Source organism: Candidatus Falkowbacteria bacterium (assembly GCA_026396835.1).
GTDB lineage: Bacteria > Patescibacteriota > Patescibacteriia > Patescibacteriales > Patescibacteriaceae > Patescibacterium.
The window spans coordinates 62748-88880 of sequence record JAPLWA010000006.1 but is presented as its reverse complement, the minus strand read 5'-3'; the positions used below and the strand labels follow the sequence as shown (position 1 = coordinate 88880).

Annotated in this window: 35 protein-coding genes and 3 pseudogenes; 25 read left to right on the top strand and 13 right to left on the bottom strand. The window is 34.7% G+C overall.

The window, feature by feature from the left end:
• Positions 1–29: 29 nt before the first annotated feature.
• Positions 30–362, bottom strand: coding sequence for a hypothetical protein (locus NTY12_05550; protein MCX6793448.1), 333 nt, complete (start codon positions 360–362; stop codon positions 30–32).
• 203 nt (positions 363–565) lie between these two features.
• On the opposite strand from NTY12_05550, the gene NTY12_05545 reads away from it, so the two are divergent.
• The 4 genes from NTY12_05545 to NTY12_05530 all read left to right on the top strand — a co-directional run bounded on the left by NTY12_05545 (position 566) and on the right by NTY12_05530 (position 3839).
• Positions 566–856 carry a co-chaperone GroES gene (locus tag NTY12_05545; protein MCX6793447.1) on the top strand — a complete coding sequence of 97 codons (291 nt, stop codon included), beginning with the start codon at positions 566–568 and terminating at the stop codon, positions 854–856.
• A gap of 87 nt (positions 857–943) precedes the next feature.
• Positions 944–2587 (top strand): chaperonin GroEL, encoded by a 1644-nt coding sequence (gene groL / locus NTY12_05540; GenBank protein ID MCX6793446.1) that lies wholly within the window; start codon positions 944–946, stop codon positions 2585–2587.
• A 190-nt stretch (positions 2588–2777) separates the two neighbouring features.
• Positions 2778–3086, top strand: a complete 309-nt coding sequence (locus tag NTY12_05535; protein MCX6793445.1) for a GIY-YIG nuclease family protein — start codon at positions 2778–2780, stop codon at positions 3084–3086.
• Positions 3087–3155: 69 nt separating this feature from the next.
• Entirely contained in the window at positions 3156–3839 is a 684-nt protein-coding gene (locus NTY12_05530) for an ATP-binding protein (GenBank protein MCX6793444.1), read from the top strand.
• 89 nt (positions 3840–3928) lie between these two features.
• Here the strand turns inward: NTY12_05530 and NTY12_05525 are convergent.
• From NTY12_05525 to NTY12_05510, 4 genes and pseudogenes are all read right to left on the bottom strand, one after another.
• Positions 3929–4075, bottom strand: a pseudogene (locus tag NTY12_05525) (YHYH domain-containing protein).
• Between the two features lie 30 nt (positions 4076–4105).
• Complete coding sequence (locus NTY12_05520; protein ID MCX6793443.1) at positions 4106–4483, bottom strand: membrane lipoprotein lipid attachment site-containing protein; 378 nt, start codon at positions 4481–4483, stop codon at positions 4106–4108.
• A 266-nt stretch (positions 4484–4749) separates the two neighbouring features.
• On the bottom strand, positions 4750–5313 hold the full coding sequence (locus tag NTY12_05515; protein ID MCX6793442.1) for a hypothetical protein: 564 nt from the start codon (positions 5311–5313) through the stop codon (positions 4750–4752).
• Between the two features lie 27 nt (positions 5314–5340).
• A complete protein-coding gene (locus NTY12_05510; protein MCX6793441.1) occupies positions 5341–5523 on the bottom strand; it encodes a hypothetical protein in 183 nt (60 codons plus the stop codon).
• 127 nt (positions 5524–5650) lie between these two features.
• Between NTY12_05510 and NTY12_05505 the strand changes: the two genes are divergently transcribed.
• The 20 genes and pseudogenes from NTY12_05505 (at position 5651) to NTY12_05410 (ending at position 18989) form a co-directional block, all read left to right on the top strand.
• Positions 5651–6460, top strand: coding sequence for a hypothetical protein (locus NTY12_05505; GenBank protein ID MCX6793440.1), 810 nt, complete (start codon positions 5651–5653; stop codon positions 6458–6460).
• A gap of 218 nt (positions 6461–6678) precedes the next feature.
• Complete coding sequence (locus NTY12_05500; protein MCX6793439.1) at positions 6679–6924, top strand: hypothetical protein; 246 nt, start codon at positions 6679–6681, stop codon at positions 6922–6924.
• Positions 6925–6989: 65 nt separating this feature from the next.
• A complete protein-coding gene (locus NTY12_05495) occupies positions 6990–7238 on the top strand; it encodes a DUF5659 domain-containing protein (GenBank protein MCX6793438.1) in 249 nt (82 codons plus the stop codon).
• Between the two features lie 19 nt (positions 7239–7257).
• Positions 7258–7593 (top strand): helix-turn-helix domain-containing protein, encoded by a 336-nt coding sequence (locus NTY12_05490; GenBank protein MCX6793437.1) that lies wholly within the window; start codon positions 7258–7260, stop codon positions 7591–7593.
• Positions 7594–7718: 125 nt separating this feature from the next.
• Positions 7719–8327 (top strand): hypothetical protein, encoded by a 609-nt coding sequence (locus NTY12_05485; GenBank protein MCX6793436.1) that lies wholly within the window; start codon positions 7719–7721, stop codon positions 8325–8327.
• A complete protein-coding gene (locus tag NTY12_05480) occupies positions 8299–8622 on the top strand; it encodes a hypothetical protein (protein ID MCX6793435.1) in 324 nt (107 codons plus the stop codon). The genes NTY12_05485 and NTY12_05480 overlap by 29 nt, the downstream gene beginning before the upstream one ends.
• 93 nt (positions 8623–8715) lie before the next feature.
• Positions 8716–8880 carry a hypothetical protein gene (locus NTY12_05475; protein MCX6793434.1) on the top strand — a complete coding sequence of 55 codons (165 nt, stop codon included), beginning with the start codon at positions 8716–8718 and terminating at the stop codon, positions 8878–8880.
• Between the two features lie 4 nt (positions 8881–8884).
• Positions 8885–10033, top strand: a complete 1149-nt coding sequence (locus tag NTY12_05470) for an SH3 domain-containing protein (protein MCX6793433.1) — start codon at positions 8885–8887, stop codon at positions 10031–10033.
• 1 nt (position 10034) lies between these two features.
• Positions 10035–10718: a hypothetical protein gene (locus NTY12_05465; GenBank protein ID MCX6793432.1), complete on the top strand. Its 684-nt coding sequence runs from the start codon at positions 10035–10037 to the stop codon at positions 10716–10718.
• Between the two features lie 26 nt (positions 10719–10744).
• On the top strand, positions 10745–11044 hold the full coding sequence (locus NTY12_05460) for a hypothetical protein (protein ID MCX6793431.1): 300 nt from the start codon (positions 10745–10747) through the stop codon (positions 11042–11044).
• 5 nt (positions 11045–11049) lie between these two features.
• A complete protein-coding gene (locus NTY12_05455) occupies positions 11050–11430 on the top strand; it encodes a hypothetical protein (protein ID MCX6793430.1) in 381 nt (126 codons plus the stop codon).
• Positions 11431–11439: 9 nt separating this feature from the next.
• Positions 11440–11610, top strand: a complete 171-nt coding sequence (locus NTY12_05450) for a helix-turn-helix domain-containing protein (GenBank protein ID MCX6793429.1) — start codon at positions 11440–11442, stop codon at positions 11608–11610.
• Position 11611: 1 nt separating this feature from the next.
• Positions 11612–12145, top strand: coding sequence for a hypothetical protein (locus tag NTY12_05445; protein ID MCX6793428.1), 534 nt, complete (start codon positions 11612–11614; stop codon positions 12143–12145).
• A gap of 27 nt (positions 12146–12172) precedes the next feature.
• Positions 12173–13759, top strand: coding sequence for a recombinase family protein (locus NTY12_05440; protein ID MCX6793427.1), 1587 nt, complete (start codon positions 12173–12175; stop codon positions 13757–13759).
• Positions 13750–14625 (top strand): annotated as a pseudogene (locus NTY12_05435) (YifB family Mg chelatase-like AAA ATPase). Before NTY12_05440 ends, NTY12_05435 begins: the two are co-directional and overlap by 10 nt.
• 58 nt (positions 14626–14683) lie before the next feature.
• On the top strand, positions 14684–16069 hold the full coding sequence (locus NTY12_05430) for an extracellular solute-binding protein (GenBank protein ID MCX6793426.1): 1386 nt from the start codon (positions 14684–14686) through the stop codon (positions 16067–16069).
• A 1-nt stretch (position 16070) separates the two neighbouring features.
• Positions 16071–16757, top strand: a complete 687-nt coding sequence (locus tag NTY12_05425; protein MCX6793425.1) for a pilin — start codon at positions 16071–16073, stop codon at positions 16755–16757.
• Between the two features lie 44 nt (positions 16758–16801).
• A complete protein-coding gene (locus tag NTY12_05420; GenBank protein ID MCX6793424.1) occupies positions 16802–17497 on the top strand; it encodes a helix-turn-helix domain-containing protein in 696 nt (231 codons plus the stop codon).
• Between the two features lie 9 nt (positions 17498–17506).
• A complete protein-coding gene (gene recA / locus NTY12_05415; GenBank protein MCX6793423.1) occupies positions 17507–18553 on the top strand; it encodes a recombinase RecA in 1047 nt (348 codons plus the stop codon).
• A 97-nt stretch (positions 18554–18650) separates the two neighbouring features.
• Positions 18651–18989 (top strand): annotated as a pseudogene (locus tag NTY12_05410) (GxxExxY protein).
• A 98-nt stretch (positions 18990–19087) separates the two neighbouring features.
• Here NTY12_05410 and NTY12_05405 read toward each other — a convergent pair.
• The 8 genes from NTY12_05405 to rpsF form a co-directional block, all read right to left on the bottom strand.
• Complete coding sequence (locus NTY12_05405) at positions 19088–19552, bottom strand: hypothetical protein (protein ID MCX6793422.1); 465 nt, start codon at positions 19550–19552, stop codon at positions 19088–19090.
• Positions 19553–19577: 25 nt separating this feature from the next.
• Positions 19578–19985, bottom strand: a complete 408-nt coding sequence (locus NTY12_05400; protein ID MCX6793421.1) for a hypothetical protein — start codon at positions 19983–19985, stop codon at positions 19578–19580.
• Between the two features lie 848 nt (positions 19986–20833).
• Entirely contained in the window at positions 20834–21442 is a 609-nt protein-coding gene (locus NTY12_05395) for a hypothetical protein (GenBank protein ID MCX6793420.1), read from the bottom strand.
• A 37-nt stretch (positions 21443–21479) separates the two neighbouring features.
• Positions 21480–21902 (bottom strand): hypothetical protein, encoded by a 423-nt coding sequence (locus NTY12_05390; GenBank protein ID MCX6793419.1) that lies wholly within the window; start codon positions 21900–21902, stop codon positions 21480–21482.
• Positions 21903–22120: 218 nt separating this feature from the next.
• Entirely contained in the window at positions 22121–22678 is a 558-nt protein-coding gene (gene efp / locus NTY12_05385; protein ID MCX6793418.1) for an elongation factor P, read from the bottom strand.
• A gap of 133 nt (positions 22679–22811) precedes the next feature.
• Positions 22812–23042, bottom strand: coding sequence for a 30S ribosomal protein S18 (rpsR, locus tag NTY12_05380; protein MCX6793417.1), 231 nt, complete (start codon positions 23040–23042; stop codon positions 22812–22814).
• 18 nt (positions 23043–23060) lie between these two features.
• Positions 23061–23561, bottom strand: coding sequence for a single-stranded DNA-binding protein (locus NTY12_05375; GenBank protein ID MCX6793416.1), 501 nt, complete (start codon positions 23559–23561; stop codon positions 23061–23063).
• A gap of 85 nt (positions 23562–23646) precedes the next feature.
• Positions 23647–24201: a 30S ribosomal protein S6 gene (gene rpsF / locus NTY12_05370; protein MCX6793415.1), complete on the bottom strand. Its 555-nt coding sequence runs from the start codon at positions 24199–24201 to the stop codon at positions 23647–23649.
• Between the two features lie 330 nt (positions 24202–24531).
• On the opposite strand from rpsF, the gene NTY12_05365 reads away from it, so the two are divergent.
• Positions 24532–25731, top strand: coding sequence for a DNA methyltransferase (locus NTY12_05365; protein MCX6793414.1), 1200 nt, complete (start codon positions 24532–24534; stop codon positions 25729–25731).
• The last annotated feature ends 402 nt before the right edge of the window (positions 25732–26133 follow it).

Genomic DNA, 26133 nt, shown 5'->3' with positions numbered 1-26133 from the left:
GCTTTAAATATTATATTGTAATTTGTTTTTTAGGCCGCGATTAAATAAAATGTTTGGCCTGTTTTTTTACCTGGGATTGTTTTTATTACCTGCCACATGTCCGCGGCCGGTAAATAAATCATTACTACTTTATTGTTAATTAAATCTGTATCCTTTGCAGAGGATATTTTCATCTCAATTCTTAAATTGGGATTTTTTTCATCCTTCTCGTATATTTTTATTACCTTGCCGGTAAAGCAGGCACCCCTTTTCTGCTTTTCTCTTATGACTTCGTATACTTCGCCTTTTTCTGGAAGGTCACTAGAGACGGTGCATTTGCTTTTCTTGAGTTTTCTCTCTCTTTTAAATGGGCGATCGCTCATTTTTGACTCCTTTTTTGATTTTAGTTTAGAAATATTTTGAAAAGATTTTTTATTTATACCTTATTTCAGTGCAAAAGTCAATATCGTAAAAAGCTAATATTGACACGATCTCTAGGGCTAGGTAAGATATAGCTTGTTAGCAGTCGCCTTGCTAGATTGCTAATCCCAGCTTTCGCTGGGACTTACTACTTATAAATAAATATATGAACTTAAAACCATTAGCCGATTATTTAATTGTTAAACCTTTAGTCGAAGAAACTACAACTAAATCCGGCATTGTTCTACCTGATACGGTTGATAAAGAAAAACCAGAAAAAGGTGAAGTCATTGCGACTGGTCCTGGTAAAACTTTAGAAAGTGGCAACACGGCCACTATGTCAGTTAAAGTTGGCGATAAGGTTATGTTTAGAAAATATGCACCTGATGAAATTAAAGTTGACGGTAATGATTATTTAGTAATTCGTGAGTCTGATGTTATGTTAATAATGGAATAACTTTTTCCTTTTTAACAAACAGTCATTTAATAAAACTATAAGATCCTCCGTTTGCACGGAGGATGATAAGGATAAAGATTTAATAATATGTCTAAACAAATTATTTTTGGCGAAGAAGCACGCGCAGCTTTAAAGCGCGGCGTTGATCAGCTAGCCGATGCTGTGAAAGTTACACTTGGACCAAAGGGTAGAAATGTTGTTTTAGAAAAAAAATATGGTGCTCCACATATTACCAAAGATGGTGTAACAGTAGCGAAAGATATTGAGCTAGAAGATAAGTTTGAAAATATTGGTGCTGAAATAATTAAAGAAGCCACGTCTAAAACTGGTGATGCGGCTGGTGATGGAACAACTACCGCCACGGTTTTAGCTCAAGCTATGATTACTGAAGGTTTGAAATTAGTTTCCTCGGGCATAAATCCAATGGAACTTCGTAAGGGCATTGAAGAAAGAGTTACTAAAATTGTAGCTAACTTAAAAAGTATTTCTAAAGAAATTTCTACTAAAGAAGAAATTGCTCAAGTTGCTTCAATTTCAGCAAATGATAAAGAGATTGGTACTATTATTGCTGAAGCCATGGAAACCGTTGGTAAGGAAGGTGTGATTACAGTTGAAGAAGGTATGTCCTTTGGTGTTGAAAAAGAAGTGGTTGAAGGTATGCAATTTGATCGCGGATATGTTTCGCCTTACATGATTACTAATCCAGAAGCCATGAAGGCTGAAATGTCTGAGCCATACATTTTGTTAACTGATAAAAAGATTTCTTCTATTCAAGAAATTTTACCATTGCTAGAAAAAGTTGTTCAATCAGGTAAAAAAGATATTGTTGTAATTGCTGATGAAATTGAAGGCGAAGCTTTGACTACTTTTATTGTTAATAAATTGCGCGGCACCTTTAATGTTTTAGGTATTAAAGCTCCTGGTTTTGGTGATCGACGCAAAGCTATGTTAGAAGACATTGCTATCTTAACTGGTGGTAAAGTTATTTCTGAAGACTTAGGCTTGAAATTAGAAACCACTGAATTAGCTGATTTGGGACAAGCCAGAAAAGTTGTTGTTTCAAAAGATAATACTACTATTGTTGATGGCGCTGGTAATAAGGAAGCTATTAAATTACGTGCCGAACAAATTAAGAAAGAAATTGATTTAATTGAATCCGATTTTGATAAAGATAAATTAAAAGAACGCTTAGCTAAATTATCTGGTGGCGTAGCAGTGATTAAAGTTGGTGCTGCAACTGAAACAGAAATGAAAGAAAAGAAAGATAGGATTGAAGATGCGCTTAACGCGACCAAAGCCGCGGTACTCGAAGGCGTTGTGCCTGGCGGCGGCATTGCGCTATTAATTGCGAGTGAAGTTATTGCGATGTTGATATCTGGGCAAGAAGAAAAAAATCCAGGAGCCAAGGTTATAACCAACGCAGTTGTTCAGCCCTTTAATTGGATTATCAATAACGCTGGCCTAGACAGCGCTTCAATTCTAAATCAGGTTGTTGAGCAGGTTAAAGCTGGTAATAAGTTTGCTGGATTTAATGCCCTAACCGATGTGATTGAAAAGGACATGTTTGAAGCTGGAATTATTGACCCTACGAAAGTAGTCCGCTCAGCCCTTGAGAACGCTGCTTCAGCCGCGATTATGTTCTTAACTACGGAAACCGTGGTTGCTGATAAGCCAGGTGAAAAAGAAGATGATCATGGTCATAGTCATGGTGGTGGTATGATGGGAATGTAATTCCGCTTAAATGGAATTACCCTGACTTTACGTCAGGGTGCGGTGTTGCCAATGTTAAATTTAGTGATATAATAAAATTATTAAACACCCTCCTCTCCGCTTCGGCGGAGCTGAGGGTGTTTTTTTATGTCATCCTCGCGCAAGCGAGGATCCAGGAGTATACCGTAGAAACTTTAACTAATCTAATTCTATGACAGGAGGGAAAGTGTATTATGTTTATATTTTATCAAGTAAAAGGAATGGTACTCTTTACGTTGGGTTTACTAGTAGTTTGTTAAAAAGAATAGAAGAACATAAAAATGGCAAATATTGTGGTTTTACTAAAAAGTATAATATTAAGCGTTTGGTTCATTTTGAAATATTTGATGACCCAAATACAGCCATTGGTAGGGAAAAAGATTTTAAACATTGGTATAGAAAATGGAAAATAAATTTAATTGAGAAAAATAATCCCACCTGGCGGGACCTGTATTATGATGTTTTAAGATATGAAAAATAAAGTTACTATTTTTTACCCCCTGGATCCTCGCTTGCGCGAGGATGACATTAATCTAATTAATAAAACTTTATGAGCTCAAAAATATTTTCAACCGCTGTTGTCGGCTTAGACGCCGAAATAGTTGAAGTTGAAGCCGAGATGGGCGGCGGTCAAATGGGAACTTTTTCTGTTGTTGGCTTGCCAGACATCGCGGTAAGCGAATCCAGAGAAAGAGTTCGCAGTGCTGTTAAAAATTCTGGCCTAGATTTCCCGCGCATTAAGACAACGGTTAATTTAGCGCCAGCTGATTTAAGAAAACAAGGACCAAGTTATGATTTACCAATTGCCATTAGTGTTTTAATTGCGGCCGGTAGAATAAATCCAGTTTTGTCTTTTAATAAATTTATTTTTATTGGTGAACTAGCCTTGTCTGGCGAAGTGCGAGCGGTTAGTGGTGTTTTGTCTGCTACGATTTGTGCGCAGAAAAAAAGTTTTACAAAAATTTTTGTACCAAAAGTTAACGCCGCTGAAGCAGCCCTAGTTCCAGGTATTGAAGTTAAGCCAGTTGAGACTTTGCGTGAAGTAATTAATTATTTAATTGGTAAAGACGATATCTCTAGTTTTGTAGCTAGTGAGTTAATTTTAAAAAATGACATTATACCATTTGATTTTTCTGAAGTGCGTGGTCAAGAGCATGTTAAGCGCGCTTTAGAAATTGCAGCAGCTGGTGCTCATAATGTTTTTAGGTTATGGACAACAACCCCCAGTATTTAGATTTGAGATAATTAAGGTTTATAAATAAAACACCCCTGATTAAAGAGGTGTTTATATAATGTATTAAGAACCTTGAGTGTAGTCTATCTATGACAGTGGTATTGCCCATATCTTAACCCCCATCTTTTACAGTTTGTGCGACAAGTGTGGCAACCTCGCCTGTCGGTTCTTCCAGGGTGAGCAAATACGGGCTCAACTAGAACAAATGTGAATATAACAAGAATGATTAATACAATTTTTTTTCATAAATTAATTTTAACAACTAATTATTCACAATCAGTGCATGTAACATCCCAAGTATCTCCATCATATCCCTCTGAATCTGTATAACTATCACCAGATGCACTACCATCTTCGTCTAGTGTAGCCCCATCTAAATCTAAATGACCACCATTGGAAAACTGTATTTGCTCCACTTCTCCGTCAGAAATTTCTGCATCTAAATCATAACAATCACCAGTGGTATTATTACAAGCTTCTACAGAATGAGTGCCGTCGTTTCTGGTGGTATCAAGCTCTTCTGATTCATCAATAAAGGATTCAGAGTAACTTGGTGAGTCGTCGTAGCTACTTGAATAACCGCTATCATTCGAACAACCAGTTAGAATAAGTAATAGGGGTAATATATAAACTATTTTTTTCATATATTTAAATTATTAATAAATAATTTAATAATCACAAGCACAACCAGGCGGTTTGTGACAGGTATAACTTCTTGAAATGCAGGAATCACCACAAGCTTGGCCAGTGGTGCAGTGTTTGCAACAACCATCGTTAACGGGGGTTGTTGATGATTCTGTGGCGGAGTTATAGTTTGGATAACTCGAGTAGGTTGATTGGCTTGAGTCTGTGCATCCTGCTAAAAACAGCGGGATAATAAGTATTAATAGTATTATTTTTTTCATATAGATTAATTATTTGTTTTATTTATTTTTGAATGTTTATTTTTAAAGTAAAGCCATAATAACCCGTAAACAATTATAATAAATAGAAGAGTGTACTGTTCGTGGTAAACATTTATGTCTCTTTGTACTGCATTATCAAGATTTTTTCTTGCCTCAGCTATCATCGAATCTTTTTTTTGCGCAACTAAATCATACGAAACATCAGAATCATAGCAATAGGATATTTTACCCCCCTTTGAATAACTAGACCTACCTCCACAGCTACTTCCATTTGACGCTGTATCATAGGGACATGGACAATTTTCTGTGTAATTTGCTCTATTTTCTTTTATAAATATATTTGAAAAATACTCTCGTTTTTCATTTGATATTGAACTAATTTTATCTAGATACTCTTTAAAGTAAGTATTTTCACAATCCGTACGAGACGTAACGCACAGCTTGCCTATTGTATACTGCCCCTCTTTGCCGAGAATTGTTGAATACAAAGAAGCACCATAAAAATAGTTAAATACCACTGTTAAAATAAAAAGAACCGAAATAATAATTCTAGTTCTTTTTATAAGCATATTATGTGTTTATTATTAAATTTTATATTATCGACACGCCCACCCATGACAACTTCTAACATAACCCCCAATATAGTGACTTCCTTTGCCATGACTATTATAACCACCAATACGATGACTTCCATAACGAGCTCTAGCTTCTGCATTATGAATAGAAAGTCCGAAGGTTAAAACAGCAGAAATTAGCACAAAAATGAATAGTTTTTTCATATTATTATATTCAAATAATTATATTTTAATGCTATACCCTATTTAGTTATTTGTAAATATTAGCCAATTATAGTAAATTTGAGGAAGCGACAAAATTAGAGTAAAGTAAATGTATATGTAGATTTATATGGAAGATATTAAAAACAAATTTAGGTTAACCGATGAACAAATTGATAGATTAAAACTTCTTGAAACAGAGGAGCCATTTCAGTCCGCTGTAAAAAAATTTCGTAATAAGTTTTCTATAAATACTGATACGGGCTCTTTTGGTTTTTTTGGAGACATTGATGAAGAGCTACGAGCAATAGGGAAAAAGTTTAAATTACCATTTTCTCTTATGAGGAGCCAAATTATTGTTTATATAAAATATAACAAATGGGGATTTGAAACCCTGTTCCCTGAAAAATTTTTAGAACCAGCGCTACAAACACCAATTAATTACGATATTGTTAACTCACCTATAGCTTTGATAGATAAAAATGGAAAAGTTGTAAAATATTCTGAAAAAGTAAGCCTTGTAACTTATGCACGACTAAGCGTTAAAGAGGAAAAAGAAGCTTTAAAATTATTAAAATATTTTCAGAAAGAATATCTTAACCCAGATTATACCAAGCAAGTAAGAAGAAGTAGAAATATTAAAAGAGACATAGCTATTGAAAAAGAAATGTCAACGCGTATTCCTAGTCATAAAGAAGAAAAAACTTATGGATACCTGTCACTTGTTAAAAAAGAAATGGAAAAAGGAGTAATAACACCTGAAAAATTTAAGGAAATCAAAAAGAATAACTTACGTGACCTTGAAATTGTTGACGTAGGTAAAACCAGCGCTGATGTTGCCGATAGCTTACTTGGCGATAGTGGTAGTGCTGGTAACGCAAGACAGATAAACTCAAGAATTAAGAAAAAAAAGAAGAAAATATTTGGTAATAATATGTGACAATAATTTTAAAAATTGTTGTCACAACTGAGGTAACAAGCATACGTTATATTAATTATGGTACTACCATAATTTTTTTTATATTCAAATGAAAGAAGATTATCATATTCAGTTAATAGAATCTTTAACCTCGCCACCCGAGGTAGAGTTAAGGCTATATAAAGCACTTGAAATGTTATTAAATATTGATTTAATTAATAATTTAAATTTAGAAAAATATGAAGAGCATACATCGTCGCTACAAAAACATAGAAATTAAGAATCCTGGTTATAGTTCCTATATCTGTTTTACTGAAGCTGTTGTTGGACGGAGGTTTAGTACTCAGACAATAAGTCGCTGGTTTAATAGATTAGTATCTAAGGACGATTACGCCTCAAGTGATAAAAAAGATATTCTCAAACATTTAGTGAGGCTTTCAAATAGCCCTACCACAACAAAAAATAAGGTTAAATCAGCGTTCTAACAAGGTTATTTTTAAAAGACGAGTATTATATCAATTAGCTTAAGCTAAGCACCTATATGACTAATATGACTAAAAATTACTATAAAGATTTATATCAAACTAAAGATAGCGAAATCGCGACTATTCTATATTCCATGAAGCAGGTTTTGGATACTACTTTTTGGGAAAACGGGAGTTGTTTCTTTGTGTTTGCCAATAAGGATAAGTGTGAAAAAATTATATCGGATTATTTAAATGACAAAATTACAATAGGGGCTAAGTCTCTAATGGAATCAGTAAGAACCATCAAAAGTATAGTTAAGGGCGCTTTCTAAATTTTTTTAGTAGATTTATATGGAAAGTATAGAAGATATTATATCTAGAAATGTTAAATTCGTTAGTATCCCTAAAGTAAAAAATAGGGGAAATTTTACTATGGTGCCAAATAGTTTTATTACCTCAAAGGAGCTATCTGTTTATGAAAAAATGACTTGGATAGTAATAAAAAAATATTTGATGATTCATCGTACTTGTTGGCCGAGTATATCAACTATTGCTAAGAATGTTCCCTGTAGTGAATCTAGTGTAAAAAAAGCGATTAAGGGGTTAGAGCTTAAGAGTTATATTTCAAAAGAAAAAAAATTAAACCATAGAAGTAATGTTTATAAAGTTATGAATGGTTCTCCGTAATAGTTATTAGATACCTTAACATAGGAGCTATAAACCCACTATATAGGCGCCATATACCCACTAATAATATAAATAGAAAAATATAAAAGAAGAATATAATATTAGAATTATCTTTAAATAATTATATGAATAATAAATTGCAGAACAAAGAACCAACTAGTATTGAAAAAGTTCTTAATCCTATTAAGAAAAGCTTGGGTTTTTATTCTGTTACTCGTGAGTTACATGAAGAAATATTACCTAAAATAATGAACGGGAATGAAGAGGAGAAAAAGATTGCAACCGAAAGGCTTAATAAAAATATAAATAAACTATTTAGAGCTCTTGAATCAGAAGTGCATGCAACGGCAATGGAAAGTTTTGACCCTAAATTACACGACTGGGTTTTTGAATTAATTTCTAGGATAATAGAAGAGAACAATTGCACCACTGAATTAGAAAAAGCAGTAGCTACGGTTGTTGCCACTACACATATTAGATTTATGGATTGTTCTAAAAGATTAAATGATTATTTTAATGATTCATATGATAGTACAAAAGACCCTGTTCGTTATTTGGAGATATTAAGCAAACAAGTTGATAGAGCAAATCGGCAATTTTTAAATTCAGTATTAGCTCTTAAACAGCTTAAAGCCCCGTTAGTTGAAATGAACATCAAAGCACATACTGCTTTCGTTTCTGATAAACAACAAATTAATGTAAGCAATGAAAAAAATGAAATTATCAAACCTTAATGATTTAGGCAAAAAATTTTTAGTTGAGGACTGCCAACAAATAGATATTAACTTATTCTTAAAAAGAACCAGGGGAAAACTAAAGGAGATTTTACTTTACTCTGAGATTGAGGCTGATGGCCTTAAAATAGGGTTAATAACTAGCGCTACCCACTATAAAGGCCTTAGGTATTGGTTTAAATGCCCCTTGTGCGGGAGAAGGGTTGGAAAGCTGTATAAACAGCCTATAAATCAGGGATTTGGTTGTAGGGCTTGTTTAAACCTTGAGTATAGAAGCAGGAGATATGGGGTATGAATGAGGCAAATATCAGTATTAACAAAACTTGACAAAAGTTGACATAGTGTTAAAATGTAAGTAGCTATAAATTATTTATAAAATTATAAAAATATGTCATGGGACCTTATTATTACTCTTATTCTTGTTGTATTGTTTACTGCCAGCGCTGTAAAGAAAGGTTATGGAAATATAATCTCAAAACTTGATGATTTAAAAAGTGAAATAAGTTCTCTAAAGAATGGGTCAAGTGATGACAATGATTATTTCAATGATTAACAATATGAAAAATATTATAAAAGATAATTGGTTTAAATTAGTTTTAGTTATCTTTATTGTAGCTATTTTTATTCCTCTACCATCTAAAGCTTTTTTGGATTGTTCACAATATGGGTTAATGGCATATGCAGATTATTCTGGATATTGTAAATGCATGAGTGGTTACATTTGGGGTAAAAGCTTTATGGGCCAGCCATATTGTGTAAGTGGTTCCTCATATTGTTATGACAATTATGGTTTAGGGTCCGAATATGATAGCTACAGTAATAGCTGTAAATGTAGTAGTGGCTATGTTTGGGATAATACTTTTACGGGAAGTAGATGTGTCTCTTGTTCTGAGAAATATGGGATAGGCGCTATGTCAGATTATTCAAGCGGAGGATGTAAGTGCATGAGTGGCTATATTATGAATTCTGATTCATATGGTAACCAAAGATGTTTAGATGGCAATCAAGCTTGTAGAAGTAAGTTTGGACTTTATTCTTCTTATAACTCATCAACAAACAAGTGTGAATGTTATGCAGGGTACACCTTTAATAGTGAAAATCAGTGCGCAGAAAAACAAAACAATGTTTATTATAAATTAATAGAATTAGATACAGCTGCCAAAAAGGCAGTTATAAAAAGTGATTATGGTGGTGGTTATTATTCTATTGAATATGGATTTGGTTGTTTTAGCGGAACATTTAGTAGATATCTTAATAAAAACATAGTTATTAATTTGGGGACTAATTTAAGAATAGAGCGCTATGACAAAGTTGTCCTGCAAGATGATAATGAGACTTGCGATATCACAAATATAGTGATGGTAGATTCCAATTTCTTCTTGGTAAAAAAAGAAATAGGGGTAAATTTTCAAACTAACAATACAGAGTGTCCGTTGAATTCATATTTATACAACAATACTTGTTACTGTAATCAGGGGTATATCACTAGTGCTGATAAAACAGAATGTATAAAACAAATTCAATATGTAGTGGTAAATAATACAATCAACTTAAGAGAAAAGGCAAGTACAAGTTCAAGGGTTATTGGTCAACTTAAGAAAAATATAAAGTATGAAATTATTGATTTGTCTAATAAAGACTGGGTTAAAATTAAATTTGGAAATAAAAATGGATGGGTTTCAAAAAAATTAGTTAGCATCAAATAATATGAAGAGATTTATAATCCTAATAATTTCAGTTTTAATATTAAGTGGCTGTAGTTATAAAATTGTAAAAAACCCAACAGATGATAGGGCTGATGGTGTTATTAATAGAGGTGGAAATATTTTTGTTAAATATTCAAGTGGGAACGAAAAACAAGTTACGTTTACTGGTGGTGATAGTCAACCAAGTTTATCAGAAGATAAAAAATTAATAGTTTTCGTGAGAGATATAGGAGATAAGGTACCGTCTATTGATTTTGCTGGCGGGACAACAAATTATAATCAAATTTGGTTATTAAATTTAGACACCTTGGTAGAGAAAAAGGTTTTTAAGTCTTCTGACTTAAAAGATATTAATCTTCTTCTTAATGCAGTAGGAGAAAAATTTCCGATAGATAAAATAGCAAATTTATCAAACCCATTAATATCACTTGATAATAATTATATTTATTTCATGTCTTTAGCGTGGGTAACCTCTGGCGCTATATTTTCATATAATTTAAACGACAATCAAATCAAATTAATATCAGACGGTAATAGCTTGTCCCTGGTTAAAGATGGAGAATTTAGGGGTGATTTAATAATAAGCAGACATAAATATTATGAAGAAGGTGGGGCTTATGATAATGATTACATTATAGACCCCAACACAGGTAAAGAATTAAAAATGTTAGGAGTTAGTAACTAAATTTATAAAATAGCTATTAAAATTATATGGATAAAAATAAATTAATTTTAGCGATTTCAATATTACTTGGTTGTATTATTTTAGGAGGATTTTATTATTCTGTTGAAAAGAGTAAGCAGGAATTAGTTGAAAGACAGGAGAATAAAAAACAACAAAGTTTAAAAGAATGTCTTGATAATGTTCAGAAAGATTATATGGCATTAGCAAAATTGAATGGTTTTGAGATAACTGATGATAAATTTGTTAAAGGACCTACTGCCACTTATGATAAGATGAAAGAATCCAAGAAAGCAAAAGATGATGATTGTTTTAGACAATTCAAATAAATAGTATGAAAAAAATTATTCCAATCTTAATGCTTGTCGTTGCTCTGTCTTTGAGTGGATGTAGCTATAATGACGCCAAAAATTCTACAGTAAATACTAATAAAAATGCAAAAACTGATATAGTAAATGTAAGTGTTAATAAGTTTTATAACGGTAAAGATGGTTTCTCGCTGTCTATTCCTAGTGGCAACGATTCTACTTGTATATGGACATACGAAGGAGGAAGTGCTTCTGTGCCATATTCAGTTACTACAAATGCTAATACAGCTACAGAAAAACATACAATAACTTTTATTTCAGACACAAGAGATTCTTATTCTAATTTTAAGGTTACTTGTGTTGATGATTTTGGTAATCAGTACATTGGTATATTCCCTGTAAACTAAATAAATAATATGAAAGAACAATGTGAATATCAATTTTACACAGTAGAAGAAATAGCTAAGATTTTAAAAGTTAGTAAGATGACTATTTTTAGGTATATCAAAAGTGGTAAGTTAAAAGCTATTAAGGTTGGTCAATGGAGAATTAAAAAAGAAGATTTTGATAAATTTATAAATAAATAATATGAAAAAATTAATATTTGTTTTACCTATTTGTTTGTTAGTACTTTCTGGATGTACAACTGAATCAAACCTTTCACAGGTACAGACGTCTCAAGCCGAGACTCAAACGATACAGCCTACGTCAAACAATAAAGTAAGTGCTGATGAGTCATTGGCGTGTGCACAATTAGGTCCAACTACATTGGCTAACGCAATTTCATCAGACGGAACAACAGATAGTAGAATAGGTGTCACATTAAGCTTCTCTACTTATCACAGCTATTACAACACAGCACTCAAAAAATGTTTTGTCTTGGTTTCTTATACTGAAAATTGGCCTAATATTATAACCTATATTACTAATGTAAAAAGACTTTACGACGCTAGCACAAACACCCAAATAGCAGATTATATGGAGAATATTGATAAGGCTAGTGTTAGTCAAGTTAAACTATTGTGTTCAATCAATGAACTTGGTGAAGCCTTTATTGATGATTGTACTGTACCACAGTTTGATGATTATGTTAGAACCAAAATGGGTGGTAACAATTATTAATTTTAATTTAATTAAGCATCACTTGGTATGAAAAAAGCGGTTTATTATGCTCGTGTCTCCAGTGATAGACAGAAAGAAGAAAAAACAATAGATTCACAGGTTGCCATCCTTAAAGAAAGGATAAAAGAAGATGGTAATATTTTAGTTGGTGAATTTATTGATGAGGGTTGGTCTGGAGAAACTATTGATAGACCAGAGCTTTGTAAATTAAGAGAAGGTATTAAAAATAATGAATTTGAAGCAGTTTATATTTATCATTTAGACAGGCTCTCAAGGGAGCTTGGCAACCAGTTGTTTATAATAAGCGAGATTAAGCGCTATGGTGTTGAGATTTATACTTCTCAAGGTAAACTAGAAGATGACCCTAATAATCGTCTCTTAATGCAGATGCAGGGTATTGTGGCTGAACAGGAGAAGATTAGAATATTAGAGAGAACTAGGGGTGGCCGATTGCAAAAAGCAAAGAGAGGTGTTGTCGTTGGCTCTTTGTCTCCTTATGGTTATGATTATATTAAGAAAGAAGAAAAGAAAGATGGTTATTACGTTGTAAATAAAAAAGAAGCCGAGATTGTTAAAAAAATATTTAATCTTTTTATAGAATTAAGAAGCATAAGAGCAGTAGTAAAAAGACTACAAGATGAAAAAGTTTCTCCACCAACTAAAGGCAACATTAAATGGGGTAAGTCTACAATCCATAGGATTTTAACTCGAGAAGATTATATCGGTATTGCTTATTATAATAAATTCTCAGCAGTTGAAACAAAAAATAGCAGAGAGAGAAAGTTTAAAAAAATTGTTAGAACAGGGAGAAAGCTAAGAGAAAAGAAAGAATGGATACCTATTTTAATTACTCCAATTTTAAATAAAGAGATTTTTTTATTGGTTCAAAATATTTTAAATAAGAATAAGGAGAGCAAAAGGAGAGAATCAACAAGACAATATTTATTAAGTGGTTTAATTAAGTGTGATGTTTGTGGCTCAACCTATTGTAGTAACCCTCATAAAAATTATTTATCTTATAGGTGCAATAATAGAATTAAAAACTTCCCTCTTCCTAAGGATTGCGATGGCAGTATGATTAAGACTGAGAAAATGGATAATTTAGTTTGGGAATCTGTGAAGGAAGCTATTTTAAAACCAGAGATAATTTTGAAGCATCTTGAAAAGCATGCAGATAAACATAACATGAGTTTTAATAGTGCCGAAGATAAAATAATAGAAAACGAGAAAAGAATTAATGAGCTAGAGAAAAAACAGGATAAGTTAGTTGATGTTTTCGGGGAAGGGCTAATAGAAAAGGATGTTTTTATAAGAAAGACTAATGAGTTAAATAAAGAACTAGAGACAGCTAAAGATAATATCTTAAATTTAAAAGAGGTTAAAAACACCTCAATAGATAAAAAAATAATTAGAACAAAAGTAAGACATTTTTGTACTATAGCTAAAAATAGAATGGATAATTTTAGTTTTGAAGAGAAAAAGCAGTTTTTAAACATTGTGTTAGATGGCATTAAATTGAACACAGTTAGTAGGACTATAAAAATACAAACAATAATTCCTCTTATTTCTAGGCCATTTTCTTTGCCTAGTGCGTTATCGTCCCTAACTTCTTAATGACCGGTCCGCCGGGTAGCGGTAAGACTTTGCTAGCCAGAAGTTTGCCGTCAATTTTGCCCGACTTGGTTTTAAGTGAAGCACTAGAAATTACCAAAATTTATAGCGTGGCTGGTCATTTGCCACCTGGTACAGGCTTAGTAAATAGTCGGCCATTTAGGTCGCCTCACCATACCGCGTCCGGCGCCGCCCTAGTTGGTGGCGGGGCATGGCCTAGGCCTGGTGAAATATCCTTAGCCCATCGCGGCGTCTTGTTCTTAGACGAGTTTACCGAATTCCCGCGACCAGTGCTAGACAACCTGCGTCAGCCCCTAGAAGACGGCGTGGTAGCGATTAGTCGTGCTGCTGGTCAACTTATCTTTCCGGCCAAATTCATGCTGGTAGCGGCTATGAATCCCTGCCAATGTGGCTATTTTGGAGATAATGAAAAACACTGTATTTGTTCGCCTGGCCAAATTATGGCTTATCGCAAACGTATTTCCGGGCCTATTTTAGATCGCATTGATATTCATATTGAAGTACCACGCTTAGAGTTTGAAAAACTTGATACCCCAAGTAGTGGCGAAAGTTCTTTGATAATTAGAAATCGAGTAGCCAAGGCAAGGCTTAGACAAGCTGAAAGATTTAGTGAAATAAATTGCGTTGCTAACGCTGAAATGAGCTCAGCCTTAACTCGAAAATATTGTAATTTGTCGGATGAATTAAGAGCCTTGATGAGAGCCGCTGTTTTGCAATACGATTTATCAGCTAGGGCTTATTTCAGAATCCTAAAATTAGGACGTACGATTGCCGATTTAGCAGGGAGTGATGAATTAAAGCTCGAACATCTTGCCGAGGCCCTGCAATATCGTCCAAAAGTCTTATAAAAAGTCGTTGTTTAGGAGTTAAAATTTTGCTATAATGTATAGGACATTAATTTAACCTATGTATAGAAAAATATTTGTTTTAGCAATCTTAGTTTCAGTAGTTGCAACTACTGGTTTTGGTTGTAAAACTGTTTCAAAAGATGTGCAGCAAAAGATGCAGCCAATTTCTATCAACTATTGGCGCGTTTGGGATGGACCAGATGATTTTGATCCATTAATTCAAGCTTACCAGCAGCTTCATCCTTTTATATCAATCAACTATCGTAAGTTACGTTATGATGAATATGAGCAAGCCCTGTTAGATGCTTTAGCTGAAGATCGTGGACCAGATATATTTTCAATTCAAAATACTTGGGTAAGAAAGTATCAGAGTAAAATGAGTCCTTTGCCAGATTCAATTTCCATGGTTTATCCTGTGACCAAAGGAACATTAAAAAAAGAAGTTATACCAGAATTGCGAACCACAAAAAGTGTTACTGTAACAGACGTCAAAAATATGTTCGTTGATACGGTTTATAATGATGTTGTTTTAAATGATGCGAACCAACCAAAAATTTATGCTTTACCTCTGTCGATTGACACCTTGGGCATGTATTACAATAAAGATTTATTGAACAACGCCGGTATTGCCGAGTTGCCAACTTATTGGAACAAAGATTTTCAGCAAGCGGTTAAAAAATTAACCAAGCAAGATTTGAAGGGTGATTTAATTCAGTCCGGAGTGGCCTTGGGTGGCTCTGCTAACATTGAGCGCTCAGCTGATATTTTAGCTGCCTTAATGATGCAAAACGGAGCTGTGATGATGGAGGGTAATGAGGTTACTTTCAATACTATTCCACCAATCTTTGCTGAGCGAGGTTATAACCCAGGTATGGAGGCGGCTCGATTCTATGCTGACTTTGCTAACCCGTCAAAAGAAGTTTATTCTTGGAATAGTCAGTTAGATAATTCTCTAAAACGCTTTACTGATGGTAAGCTAGCTATTTTCTTTGGTTATTCATATGACTTGCCAATTATTCAAGCCCAGGCCCCAAAGCTTAATTTTGCAATCGCCAAATTCCCTCAGATTGAGGGTAATCCTAATGAAGCTAACGTGGCTAATTATTGGGTAGAGGGTGTGTCTAGTAAAAGTAAATATAAAAATGAAGCTTGGGACTTTATACAGTTCATGACCACTAAGCCAGAGCAAGTAAAAAAATATCTAGATAAAACAAAACATCTTACTGCTTTGCGTTCATTGATTAACGAGCAACTTAACAATGACGAGCTTAAGGTTTTTGCTAGTCAGTTGCTAGTAGCAAAGAGCTGGTATCGAGGTAGAGATTTTCCTTCCGCTGAAAAAGCGATTAATGAAATGGTTGATTTGATCGTTGCTAATCCCGAGGCCTTAGAACAAGCCGTGAACATTGCCGCTGGCAGAGTTCAACAAACTATTGGTCAATAATATGAAACTAAAAAAAATATTAGTTACCCTGAGCTTGGCATTAGTGCTGCTTGCTCCAGCTATGTCTTCAGCTGCATCTATCTTAAGTCAGGATATTATTAATGCCGCGAATTGCTCTAAGACAAATCCCTGCACGCTTAATACTTTTATCGCTTTGGGAGTGAGTGTGGCTAACTTTATTTTAGGCATTGTTGGAGCCCTAACTTTATTGATGTTTGTGTTTGGAGGTTTAATGTGGATTTTGTCTGGCGGCTCAAGTGATAAAGTACAAAAAGGAAAAGATATTATTCTCGGCTCAGTGGTTGGTTTGCTAATAGTGTTTTCTAGTTATTTAATTATTAAATTTACCACAGAAACTTTGGGCGGAACCTTCCATGCTTCGCCACCACCAGATACGATTACAAGCACAACTTCGACAACAACAGGGACTGAGTGCGAAAGTCCTCGATATGATGGACACTGTTATTTGGATACCACGATGTGTGATACTAGTCCTACTGGCCGAGAGATTTCAGCGAAACTTGGCTGTGGTGACGGAAAGCATTGCTGTTATAAAAGTAAGACTCAAGAAAAAACCCAATGCGCTGATGATAAATGCGTGGCTACTGTATGTGGCGCAGGAGAAAAATTTGATACAACAAATTTTTATTGCGTTGACCCTTTGAAAAATTGTTGTGTTCCAGAGTAGGCTCCGTAGATAATTACTAATTATTTCAATTATTATATATAAGCATGTTTTTCCAAAAAAAATCTTTGATGTTTGATTCTGATAGTGTCGGTCAGCAATTACGTTGCGCAAGAGAACAAAAAAACTTAAAAATTGAAGTAGTTGCCAAGAAGTTAATAATTAAAGTAGACTATCTTAAGGCCCTAGAAGATAATGATAAAACAAAGTTGCCTACCGGGGTTTATGCTAAAAATTTTTTAAGGGAGTATGCTCGTTTTTTAGGTCTAGATTATAAAAGCTTACTTAAAGAGTTTAGTGGTGAAGTGGTTTTGAATGAGGATAAAAATGAAGCCTTATTTGAAAGGCAGGTGGTGGCGAAAAAATATTTAATTGCCATTCCAGCCTTAATTAGAAATTTGTTAATCGGATTAGCGGCTCTGCTTTGTTTGATTTATATTGTGTTCTTAATTAATAAAATCTTTCAAGCGCCGCGTTTAATTGTTAGTTATCCAGCTAGTGATTTTCAAACCACCAAGAAGGATTTAGAAATTGTTGGCCAAACAGAATCAGAAAGTGATGTGCAAATTAATGGTCAAGATGTGCAAGTTAGTAATGACGGAAGTTTTAAAAAGAATATTTATTTGGAGCGTGGACTTAATACTATAATAGTAAGTGCCAAGAAAAAGCATAGTCGGTCTGCTCGTCTTACTCGACGTATCCTTTTTGAGGATAATACACCCTCCCTTAATTCAGCTAATTAATTTAATTTTATGCCAGAAAAAGTAAACAAGAAAGAAAAAATTCCAGCCGCAGCCACCGGTGATGCTAAGCATCAGGCCGCTGACGCCGCTGTTGAACAAATTAAATCAATGTTTGGTGAGGGCTCGATTATGAAGTTCGGCGACGTTCAGGCAACTGACATCGACGCCGTGCCTACTGGTTGTGTATCTTTGGATTTAGCTCTCGGTATTGGCGGTATGCCTCGTGGTCGTGTAATTGAGATTTATGGACCAGAAGCTTCAGGTAAGACTACTTTAGCGCAACATGTTATTGCTGAAGTTCAACGTCAGGGCGGCATTGCTGCTTTTATCGACGCCGAACACGCCCTTGATCCTGAGTATGCCAAAAAGATTGGTGTTAATATTAAGGATTTACTTATCTCTCAGCCTGATACCGGCGAACAAGCCTTAGAAATTCTAGAAACTTTAGTTCGCTCTAATGCGATCGACGTCGTTGTGGTTGACTCGGTTGCCGCGCTTGTCCCTAAAAAAGAAATTGAAGGCGATATGGGTGACTCACATATGGGCTTACAAGCTCGTTTGATGTCACAAGCTTTGCGTAAGTTAACAAGCATTGTTTCTAAAACTAAAACTGTAGTTATCTTCATCAACCAAATCAGAATGAAGATCGGTGTTTTCTTTGGTAATCCGGAAACAACTACTGGTGGTATGGCTTTGAAATTTTATTCTTCAGTCCGTGTTGAAATTCGTCGTGCCGCACAAATTAAGCAAGGCGAAGTTTCGATTGGTAACCGTGTTAAGGTAAAGATTGTTAAAAACAAAGTTAGTTCACCATTTAAGACTGCCGAATTTGATATTATGTATAACGAAGGAATTTCTTTGTCAGGTGACTTGATTGACACAGGTATTGAATATGGCGTTGTAAATAAGTCAGGCAATACCTATAGTTTTGGTGAAGTTAAACTCGGCACCGGTCGTGAAACTGCGAGACAATTTTTGCGTGCAGACCAAAAACTTATGAAAGAAATTAAGAAGCAGATAATGGCCGCGGCTAAAGTAAAAGATATTGCTGGGTAACTGTCTGAACCACAGATAACACAGATGAACTGATTAGCACAGATAATAAAAACCCTCTTGAAAGAGGGTTTTTATTTTAACTTATGAATTATTATAAATCAGAAATTAGTGTGCTTTCAAGGTACATAATAATTTAGGTAATGGTTTTCAAGAAGTAATCTATCAACGTGCTTTGGCTTATGAATTTGCTAAAGAAAATTTAATATTTGAAAGAGAGAAAGACATGGATATTTATTACGATGGTATAAATATCGGTAATCGACGTGTGGATTTTGTAGTGGATAGCGATATTATGGTTGAGCTAAAAGCCTTAATTGCATTAGAAGATGTTCATACGGCTCAAGCAATTAATTATATTGAGGCTTATCGTGTTAAAGTTGGCCTGCTAATCAACTTTGGAGCACGACGGGTTGAGGTTAAAAGATATATAAAATAATCATCTGTGTGCATCATCGCATCTGTGTTATCTGTGGTTCTGATATTTAAAAAAAGGCGGGTCCATTCTGGTCCGCCTTTTTGCTTATCTTGGATAAGCTAGAATTTTATTCTTTGCGACACTAAACTGTCAGAGCTATTCGTAATAATTCTATAGCTGCTATCACTTTCTTTAAAGAAAGATATAATCTGACTTCCTTGGCTACTGAATCTTGTGCCTGGTAGTTTAAATTCTTTTATAAAGTTAGCATTCGAAATGTCTTTATAGCTTAGCGCAATTACTTTGAAATTCTCGATGACAATGAATTGTCGGGATGCGCTTGAGTCTATGCCGACCCAAACAATATCTTCCGAAAATATACTGCCGAGCACATCTTCCCGGTAGTAAATTATTTTCTGCCCCTTTCTATTGTTGTCTGGCAGAATCGATACGTCATATGCATTATATGAGTTATTCGATTGCAATAAAGTTAATTGCTTACCGAGTAACTCCGAGCACTGTTTTTGAGAAAAAGCCGAGCTCAATGCGATGAAGCAAAATAAAATTACAATTAAATTTTTCACTCCAATTTCCTTTTTTAAGATTTGTTTAAATGAAATCCGAAATTTCGTCTTCCGATGGATTTCTCTTCTTGTTATTTAAGTCTGTAAGCTTGTTTAATCTCGATTTCTTTTTGTGCGCATGAAATAGTTTTCCCGCCATTAAACCAATAAATCCAATAGCAGCAAAGATAAAGCCTAAATCAAGCAGCAGATGTGCTTCATGATCAGCCACTGAAGTTTTTTCTGCTATGCGACTGATAACTAGCATTAGAACCCCGGCAATCAAGATAGTTGAAGAGATTATACTTAACACAATGTGTGTATGGTTAGTCTTCTTTAAAATACTGCCCTGCAGGTGATAAAAATAATAATCATCCATTTGTATCTTCCTCCTTATAATCAGTTGGAAAATATTTTTCGAAAACCAGATTGTCACTGAATTCTCCGCTTTCATTATTAATTTTACTTAGTTCGCTTAGTTGGTTTACTAAATCAGTCTCATATCTCGTTGTCTTGTTTAACGAAAAACAAAATATGAAGAGAGAAATAGCTATAGCTAATGCGGATACTGTGAAAATTAGGTAGCTAAGTTCCGAGGTGTAATCTAGGTTTTTTGTGTATGTAGCCCAGATTATAAGAATTCCGAGGCTCATCAGAAATATAATCCCACTAGTGAACTGTCTATTTCTTAGAGCAAATGAGTTTCTAAAATGCTCCTGACGTAATATGTCTCTAACAAGTAGATACTCTAAATCATTAAATTGTTTCATGTTTATTTGGTTTATTTTGTAAAATTAGTTGTTTGTTCCTGACCTGTGAAAAAGGCCAAAAACAAACAACTAATATAAACCAAAATTGTAAAAGTACGATTTAAGATAATATAATATTTTTGTCATTTTGTCAATAGGCACGGCGTTCTAGGCTTTTTGTAAGAATTTTTAAATTAAAAAAATGGACAGAGGTTATCTTGCGATAAAATCTGTCCAAAATATATACAATGTTAATTTCTGCGCATCCTTAAACCCCGTATTCGATGGGATTGGACGCCCTGCAATATTAATTGCACCGTTGCGATAACAACGACTGAAATAATCAGGTCGAACCAGCTTAATGTCAGACTCATCACATTTGTGCGTATTACAATGCTTTTTATAAGTATTGTTAAAGCAGGCGCTGAAATTACTAAGAATAATAAAATCAAAATTTTCATGTTACCGTAATGGTCTTTTATTGTTTTAATATCGCTATTAAGCTGATATTGTTTATTTGTTTTATCTGTTGTTCTCAAATTTTTGTTTTTAATTAGTAATTATACCCTTTAATTTGCAACTCTAGAATAGTAAACTTGCGAGGGAAATTTGTGATACTCTGATATCGTTCGTTAAAAACAGAAAACATTACTTGATTATCCGAGCCCTTTAGTTTGAATATATCTAGAAGTGGTATGGCTGAATTTTCATAGTCGCCGGAAATTAATGATGAGTTTGCTTCACCGTTTTTAACAGAGAACAAGACTGCATTGTATTGCACCTTCATGTCTTTATCCATAAAGACAACGTAATCAGCACCGTCCTTTTTGAATATGCCGATTGCAAATATGTTTCCAGCTGCTTCGTGAGTATTTGCATTGCCTTTGTGGAATTCCATGTAGTAATAGTCTTTTTGCCAGATGCTTTTTTCTATCTGATCGTTGTCGCTCGGATCAGATAACTCAAGCGGCTGTTTATCGTCCGGATATTTATTTTCCGATAGTTCAAGCTTTTCCACAGTTTTAGGATATTCCTGTTTTGAAAGCTCATACTTATTCTTTTTCTTTTTCTTGTTTTCCTTTTCCTGTGCATTTACTGTTACGTTTGCAATCAGTAACAAGCAAATTAAAACGTAAATAAATAAATGGATTCTTGTTTTCATTCTTCGGTGTTTTTGGTTTATGTTAAGTTTTTTGTTTTTAGATTTGTTTAAATACTTCTTCGAGTTCTGTTACGTCAAGTTCTCTGCCTTCTTCTTTTGCCTTATTGATTATCTTCAGTGCGCCATGGCGTTGTTTTCGGATAATACCCTGATAATGCAAAAGTACATATAATCCTATAACAAATGATATAAGTGATGCTATGAGTGTTAAGTACCAGGGCACCGACGCCTCTAGCTTGCTGAATGCCTCACTGCTTAGCATTACTGTGGCTCCTAGGAAGACCACTCCTGCAAAGAAAATAGTAAAAGAGATAATGATGCTGTTTTGAGTTTCCTCAAAACTAGCCCTATTAACTGCGATTAATAGGTTGGTATAATTTATAGAGTTCATTTTTACCTTTCGGTTTATTTTTAAATTAAGTTTGTTGTCTCTAACCTCTAAAAAGGGTAGGGAAAACAAGCTTAATTTAAGTGTTTTTCAAAGATCGCAATCCTGTACTATATCATTTTTATCACATTTTGTCAATATATAACAAAAACTCCCATATTTCAGGGAGTCTTCATTTTATATAACCCTATCCCGCCTTCGCTCCGCCAGGGCGGGCTCAGGCACCCTTCCCCTTTTTGTCTGCCGAATCGGCGGACAAAAAGGGGAAGGGACGGGGCAGGGGTTTGAGTCTAGGCTCTTTCTACGTATTCTTCAGAATCAGTGTTAATTCTAATAACATCGCCGGTTTCTACAAACATTGGTACAGAGATCATAGCACCAGTTTCTAGTTCAGCGGTTTTAGTAACATTGCCGGCTGAATTGCCGCGTACTCCAGGAGGAGCGCTAGTAACTTTTAATTCAACCTTGATTGGCAATTCGATGTTCATTGGTTTGCTTTCAAAATATAAAACGTTTACATCAATGCCATCTTTCATGAATTTTTCTTTGCCGCCTAGGTCTTCTAGGGCTAGACTAAATTGTTCGTAGTTTTCAATATCCATGAAGTAAGCAAAGCTTTCATCTTTGTATAAGTAGTTGGCTTTACGTTTTTCAACGTCAGCCTCTTCGGCTTTATCGTTGCCCTGCCAAGTTCGTTCCATGATATTGCCGCTAATCAAATTTTTAAGTTTGGTTTTTAGAACGGCGCCACCGCGAGCAACTTTATTATGTTCTGATTTAACAACCATGTATGGTTCACCATTGATTGTTACAACAGTACCTAGTTTGATTTCATTTAAACTTAACATAGAGGGAGAATTTTATAATTTTGTAGTTTTTAATTTTTAGTTAATTTTTAATGTCTTAATTTTTAGTTTAGAAATTAAAAATTTTAACATTAATTATAAAATTACAAAATTAAAAATTATAAAATTAAATCTTTTAGCGTCTTTGATTTGGGAAATGTAGCAAAGCCATAATACGAGCACGCTTAACGGCTTCGGCTAATTTTCTCTGATACTTTGCAGAAACACCAGTACGTCGCTTTGGCAAAATTTGGCCATAGCTGTTAATAAACTTTTTCAAAAGTTCGACATCCTTGTAATCAATTTCTTTGATGTTATTGCTTTTGAAATAGCACTGTTTTTTCTCTTTGATAGCTGTTTTTGTCATAGAGGGTAAATTATTTCTTTAGAAAGGAATATTCTCAACTTTGATTTCATCATCAGCTGATGCATCAAAGCCACCCATTGGTTCGTCATAGTTAATGACTGGTTCACTGTCAGGTGCTTTTTGAGAATATTGTTCATTAGCAGCGCCATTTCCGGCCGCTTGGTAAGCTGGGCGTTGTCCGCCGTTAGTTCCGGCTTTGTCGAGCATAATTAGGTTTTCAGCAATAATTTCAGTAGAAAAACGTTTAACACCATCTTTGCCAACCCAATCTCTGGTTTGCAAACGACCCTCAACATAAACTTTAGAGCCTTTGTGTAGATATTGTCCGCAGATTTCAGCTAGCTTTCTCCAGGCTACAATGTTATGGAATTCAACTCTTTCTTGCTTTGAACCGCTTGGATCATTCCAAACGAAATTAGTTGCGACACTGAAAGTAGCAACTGAAGCACCGCTAGAGGTTTGGCGTACTTCTGGATCACGGGTAACGTTACCGATGATCATAGCTTTATTAAGATTCATATTATTTTGCCGCTTAAGGGAAAGGCGGCTTAAGAATAATCAACTTGTTGTCCTGGCGAAAGCCAGGATCTTGTTGTTTAATTAATTATAGAAGGTTAGCGGCGTCGATGATCTTATCCAATTCTTCATCAAGGTTCTTAAGATCGGTTCGAGTGTCGTCCTCTGATTTAATTTCTTTTTTGCTTTCTTTTTTCTCTTCTTTCTTTTCTTCTTCTTTTATTTCTTCAGCCCGAGCTTCTTTTTTGGCTGTTTCAACTTTTTCTTCTTCATTCTTTCGAGCAGCAATCTTGGCTGCGATTTTTTTGTCTTCGACAATTTCTTCAGCCGTCTTCTTGTGCTTTTTAATAACCTGGTGACGTAGAATATCTTTTGACAAGCGCAAACGATTAGTTATTTCGTTAAGTTTTGGTCCTTCTAGATCAAACTCAACTAACAAATAATAACCGTTACGGAAACCGTCAACGCGATAAGCTAACTTACGCTTACCCCAATATTCTTCTAAGGTGATTTTGCCACCTTGGTCATTGATAAGCTTGATCACACCAGCTTTAATTGGTTCAACCTCAGTTTCACTAAACTTGTTAGAGAAGAGGCAGAGCAATTCATAGTGCGGTAGCTCAGATGATTTTACTCTAGACATAGATTTTGTGTCATTCCCCGGCTTGACCGGGGAATCTTATGTTAATAAAATTTCTAATTTAGTTCCCCGCTTTCGCGGGGATGACAATAAAAAAACCTCCATAGGATTCTTGTGGTGCCAATATGACACCAACACCTTGGAGGGGTGAAGCAAGAATACCTGTAATATAGTCAAAATTGCTATATTATCTGCTCGAAAGCAAATATGGGAAAGGTATTAATAAAATTGTATGCTTATAGACTAACATAAGCTTTTTAAGAAATCAAGAGCTAAGGCACCCGGCATTGATCCTGGCTAGCAAAGCGGCTTTTCTTGTGTTATTGTTGCTTTATGGATTACTTTTTCGTTTTAGGGAATCATCCCTTACTATCAATGGCCGAGATTTTGGCAGCTTTACCAAAAGCGACCAAAGCTCATTTATGCGGCGCCAATGCCTTGGTGCTTAGTTTAGAACAGGAACTTAACGTTCCTGAGTTTTTGAAAACTGTTGGCGGTACGATTAAAGCCGGCCGCATTGAGACTAGTTTAGCTCGCATTGCTGAGGCCACCGATAAGAGCGTTGAAGTTTTAAGTAAATTTTTACCAGAGTCAGGTAAATTTTCTTTTGGTGTTTCTAGTTATGGCCATAATGGCCCAGTGCCAAAAATAGTTGGCATGACAATAAAAAATAAATTCCGTGATCAAGGTGTTTCTTGTCGTTGGGTAACTAGTCGCGAAACAACTTTATCAAGCGTAGTAGTCGAACAAAATAAATTATTATCAAACTCGGGCCGCGAATTAGTTTTTTTAACAGCTAATAAAAAAACTTTAGTTGGCGTAACCTTAGCCGTGCAACCATTTAAGGATTTGTCACAAAGAGATTATGGTCGTCCAGCACGCGATGATCATTCCGGTATGTTGCCACCAAAGCTAGCACAAATTATGTTGAACTTAGCGGCCGTTAAAAAAACTGATTTAGTAGTTGATCCATTTTGTGGCTCAGGCACAATTTTAACCGAAGCAATGCTAATGGGTTATAGTAATATTTTAGGCTCAGATATTTCAGCTAAAGCTATAACTGACTCAGAAATAAATATCGCTTGGATTGCGAAGCGCTATGCTTTGAAAAATTTTCCTAAATTAGAGAAAGCAGATGCTAAAGAAATTTCAGTTTTATATAAAGCCAATAGCATTGATGCGATAGTGGCCGAAGTTTATCTTGGACCACAACGCGGTAAGCTAGATTTAAAAAACGTAGTTAAAGAATTAACTACTTTATACAATGCTTGTCTTAAAGATTTTTATAAAGTCATAAAACCAGGCAAAAGAATTGTTTTGGCTTTACCAATTTTTAGACAGGGTCACGACTTAAATTATTTGCCGCTAGATTTAGCTAGTTTTAAGGTGATAAATTATCTACCTGAAGATTTACAAGTTAAAGAAGGTTTAACGCCGCGCCAGTCATTTATTTACGGCCGCGATAACCAAACTATTTTTAGAGAAATAATTGTTTTGGAAAAAGCCCTATCCCCAGCCCTTCCCCGCGCATAGCGCAGGGAAGGGAGACTATGGATAAATATTTAATTTATATTTTAAATTAAATATTCTAAGAATCGCCACACTGTTACAGTACTATACTTATTAGTCTTAAAAAATATCTCCGTGTTTACGTGAATATAAGTCACCCCTCCCTGTCCGCCGAATCGGCGGGCGGGGAGGGGTTGGGGGTAGGGTTATGTTAGTTAGTATGACTATTATTTTAGAAAAATAAAAAAGCCCCATTCTTGCGGGCTTTTTTCTGTGTGTTTAGAGATTTTTTGTTTTCGATTTTTTCCATAAGAGATTATAATTGGTTGTAGCTGGAAGGTAGTAGATTCATGAGCCCGGTCTTATGGTTACAAGCTTTTTCGAATCTTCTTTTAAACTGTTTATTTAGCGAACCTCATATTTTTT

What these genes read in the sequence shown, in the direction of transcription:
- NTY12_05550 (MCX6793448.1), bottom strand. Translation starts at nt 362, where the DNA reads ATGAGCGATCGCCCATTTAAAAGAGAGAGAAAACTCAAGAAAAGCAAA.
- NTY12_05545 (MCX6793447.1), top strand. Translation starts at nt 566, where the DNA reads ATGAACTTAAAACCATTAGCCGATTATTTAATTGTTAAACCTTTAGTC.
- groL (MCX6793446.1), top strand. Translation starts at nt 944, where the DNA reads ATGTCTAAACAAATTATTTTTGGCGAAGAAGCACGCGCAGCTTTAAAG.
- NTY12_05535 (MCX6793445.1), top strand. Translation starts at nt 2,778, where the DNA reads ATGACAGGAGGGAAAGTGTATTATGTTTATATTTTATCAAGTAAAAGG.
- NTY12_05530 (MCX6793444.1), top strand. Translation starts at nt 3,156, where the DNA reads ATGAGCTCAAAAATATTTTCAACCGCTGTTGTCGGCTTAGACGCCGAA.
- NTY12_05520 (MCX6793443.1), bottom strand. Translation starts at nt 4,483, where the DNA reads ATGAAAAAAATAGTTTATATATTACCCCTATTACTTATTCTAACTGGT.
- NTY12_05515 (MCX6793442.1), bottom strand. Translation starts at nt 5,313, where the DNA reads ATGCTTATAAAAAGAACTAGAATTATTATTTCGGTTCTTTTTATTTTA.
- NTY12_05510 (MCX6793441.1), bottom strand. Translation starts at nt 5,523, where the DNA reads ATGAAAAAACTATTCATTTTTGTGCTAATTTCTGCTGTTTTAACCTTC.
- NTY12_05505 (MCX6793440.1), top strand. Translation starts at nt 5,651, where the DNA reads ATGGAAGATATTAAAAACAAATTTAGGTTAACCGATGAACAAATTGAT.
- NTY12_05500 (MCX6793439.1), top strand. Translation starts at nt 6,679, where the DNA reads ATGAAGAGCATACATCGTCGCTACAAAAACATAGAAATTAAGAATCCT.
- NTY12_05495 (MCX6793438.1), top strand. Translation starts at nt 6,990, where the DNA reads ATGACTAAAAATTACTATAAAGATTTATATCAAACTAAAGATAGCGAA.
- NTY12_05490 (MCX6793437.1), top strand. Translation starts at nt 7,258, where the DNA reads ATGGAAAGTATAGAAGATATTATATCTAGAAATGTTAAATTCGTTAGT.
- NTY12_05485 (MCX6793436.1), top strand. Translation starts at nt 7,719, where the DNA reads ATGAATAATAAATTGCAGAACAAAGAACCAACTAGTATTGAAAAAGTT.
- NTY12_05480 (MCX6793435.1), top strand. Translation starts at nt 8,299, where the DNA reads ATGAAAAAAATGAAATTATCAAACCTTAATGATTTAGGCAAAAAATTT.
- NTY12_05475 (MCX6793434.1), top strand. Translation starts at nt 8,716, where the DNA reads ATGTCATGGGACCTTATTATTACTCTTATTCTTGTTGTATTGTTTACT.
- NTY12_05470 (MCX6793433.1), top strand. Translation starts at nt 8,885, where the DNA reads ATGAAAAATATTATAAAAGATAATTGGTTTAAATTAGTTTTAGTTATC.
- NTY12_05465 (MCX6793432.1), top strand. Translation starts at nt 10,035, where the DNA reads ATGAAGAGATTTATAATCCTAATAATTTCAGTTTTAATATTAAGTGGC.
- NTY12_05460 (MCX6793431.1), top strand. Translation starts at nt 10,745, where the DNA reads ATGGATAAAAATAAATTAATTTTAGCGATTTCAATATTACTTGGTTGT.
- NTY12_05455 (MCX6793430.1), top strand. Translation starts at nt 11,050, where the DNA reads ATGAAAAAAATTATTCCAATCTTAATGCTTGTCGTTGCTCTGTCTTTG.
- NTY12_05450 (MCX6793429.1), top strand. Translation starts at nt 11,440, where the DNA reads ATGAAAGAACAATGTGAATATCAATTTTACACAGTAGAAGAAATAGCT.
- NTY12_05445 (MCX6793428.1), top strand. Translation starts at nt 11,612, where the DNA reads ATGAAAAAATTAATATTTGTTTTACCTATTTGTTTGTTAGTACTTTCT.
- NTY12_05440 (MCX6793427.1), top strand. Translation starts at nt 12,173, where the DNA reads ATGAAAAAAGCGGTTTATTATGCTCGTGTCTCCAGTGATAGACAGAAA.
- NTY12_05430 (MCX6793426.1), top strand. Translation starts at nt 14,684, where the DNA reads ATGTATAGAAAAATATTTGTTTTAGCAATCTTAGTTTCAGTAGTTGCA.
- NTY12_05425 (MCX6793425.1), top strand. Translation starts at nt 16,071, where the DNA reads ATGAAACTAAAAAAAATATTAGTTACCCTGAGCTTGGCATTAGTGCTG.
- NTY12_05420 (MCX6793424.1), top strand. Translation starts at nt 16,802, where the DNA reads ATGTTTTTCCAAAAAAAATCTTTGATGTTTGATTCTGATAGTGTCGGT.
- recA (MCX6793423.1), top strand. Translation starts at nt 17,507, where the DNA reads ATGCCAGAAAAAGTAAACAAGAAAGAAAAAATTCCAGCCGCAGCCACC.
- NTY12_05400 (MCX6793421.1), bottom strand. Translation starts at nt 19,985, where the DNA reads ATGAAAGCGGAGAATTCAGTGACAATCTGGTTTTCGAAAAATATTTTC.
- NTY12_05395 (MCX6793420.1), bottom strand. Translation starts at nt 21,442, where the DNA reads ATGAAAACAAGAATCCATTTATTTATTTACGTTTTAATTTGCTTGTTA.
- efp (MCX6793418.1), bottom strand. Translation starts at nt 22,678, where the DNA reads ATGTTAAGTTTAAATGAAATCAAACTAGGTACTGTTGTAACAATCAAT.
- rpsR (MCX6793417.1), bottom strand. Translation starts at nt 23,042, where the DNA reads ATGACAAAAACAGCTATCAAAGAGAAAAAACAGTGCTATTTCAAAAGC.
- NTY12_05375 (MCX6793416.1), bottom strand. Translation starts at nt 23,561, where the DNA reads ATGAATCTTAATAAAGCTATGATCATCGGTAACGTTACCCGTGATCCA.
- rpsF (MCX6793415.1), bottom strand. Translation starts at nt 24,201, where the DNA reads ATGTCTAGAGTAAAATCATCTGAGCTACCGCACTATGAATTGCTCTGC.
- NTY12_05365 (MCX6793414.1), top strand. Translation starts at nt 24,532, where the DNA reads ATGGATTACTTTTTCGTTTTAGGGAATCATCCCTTACTATCAATGGCC.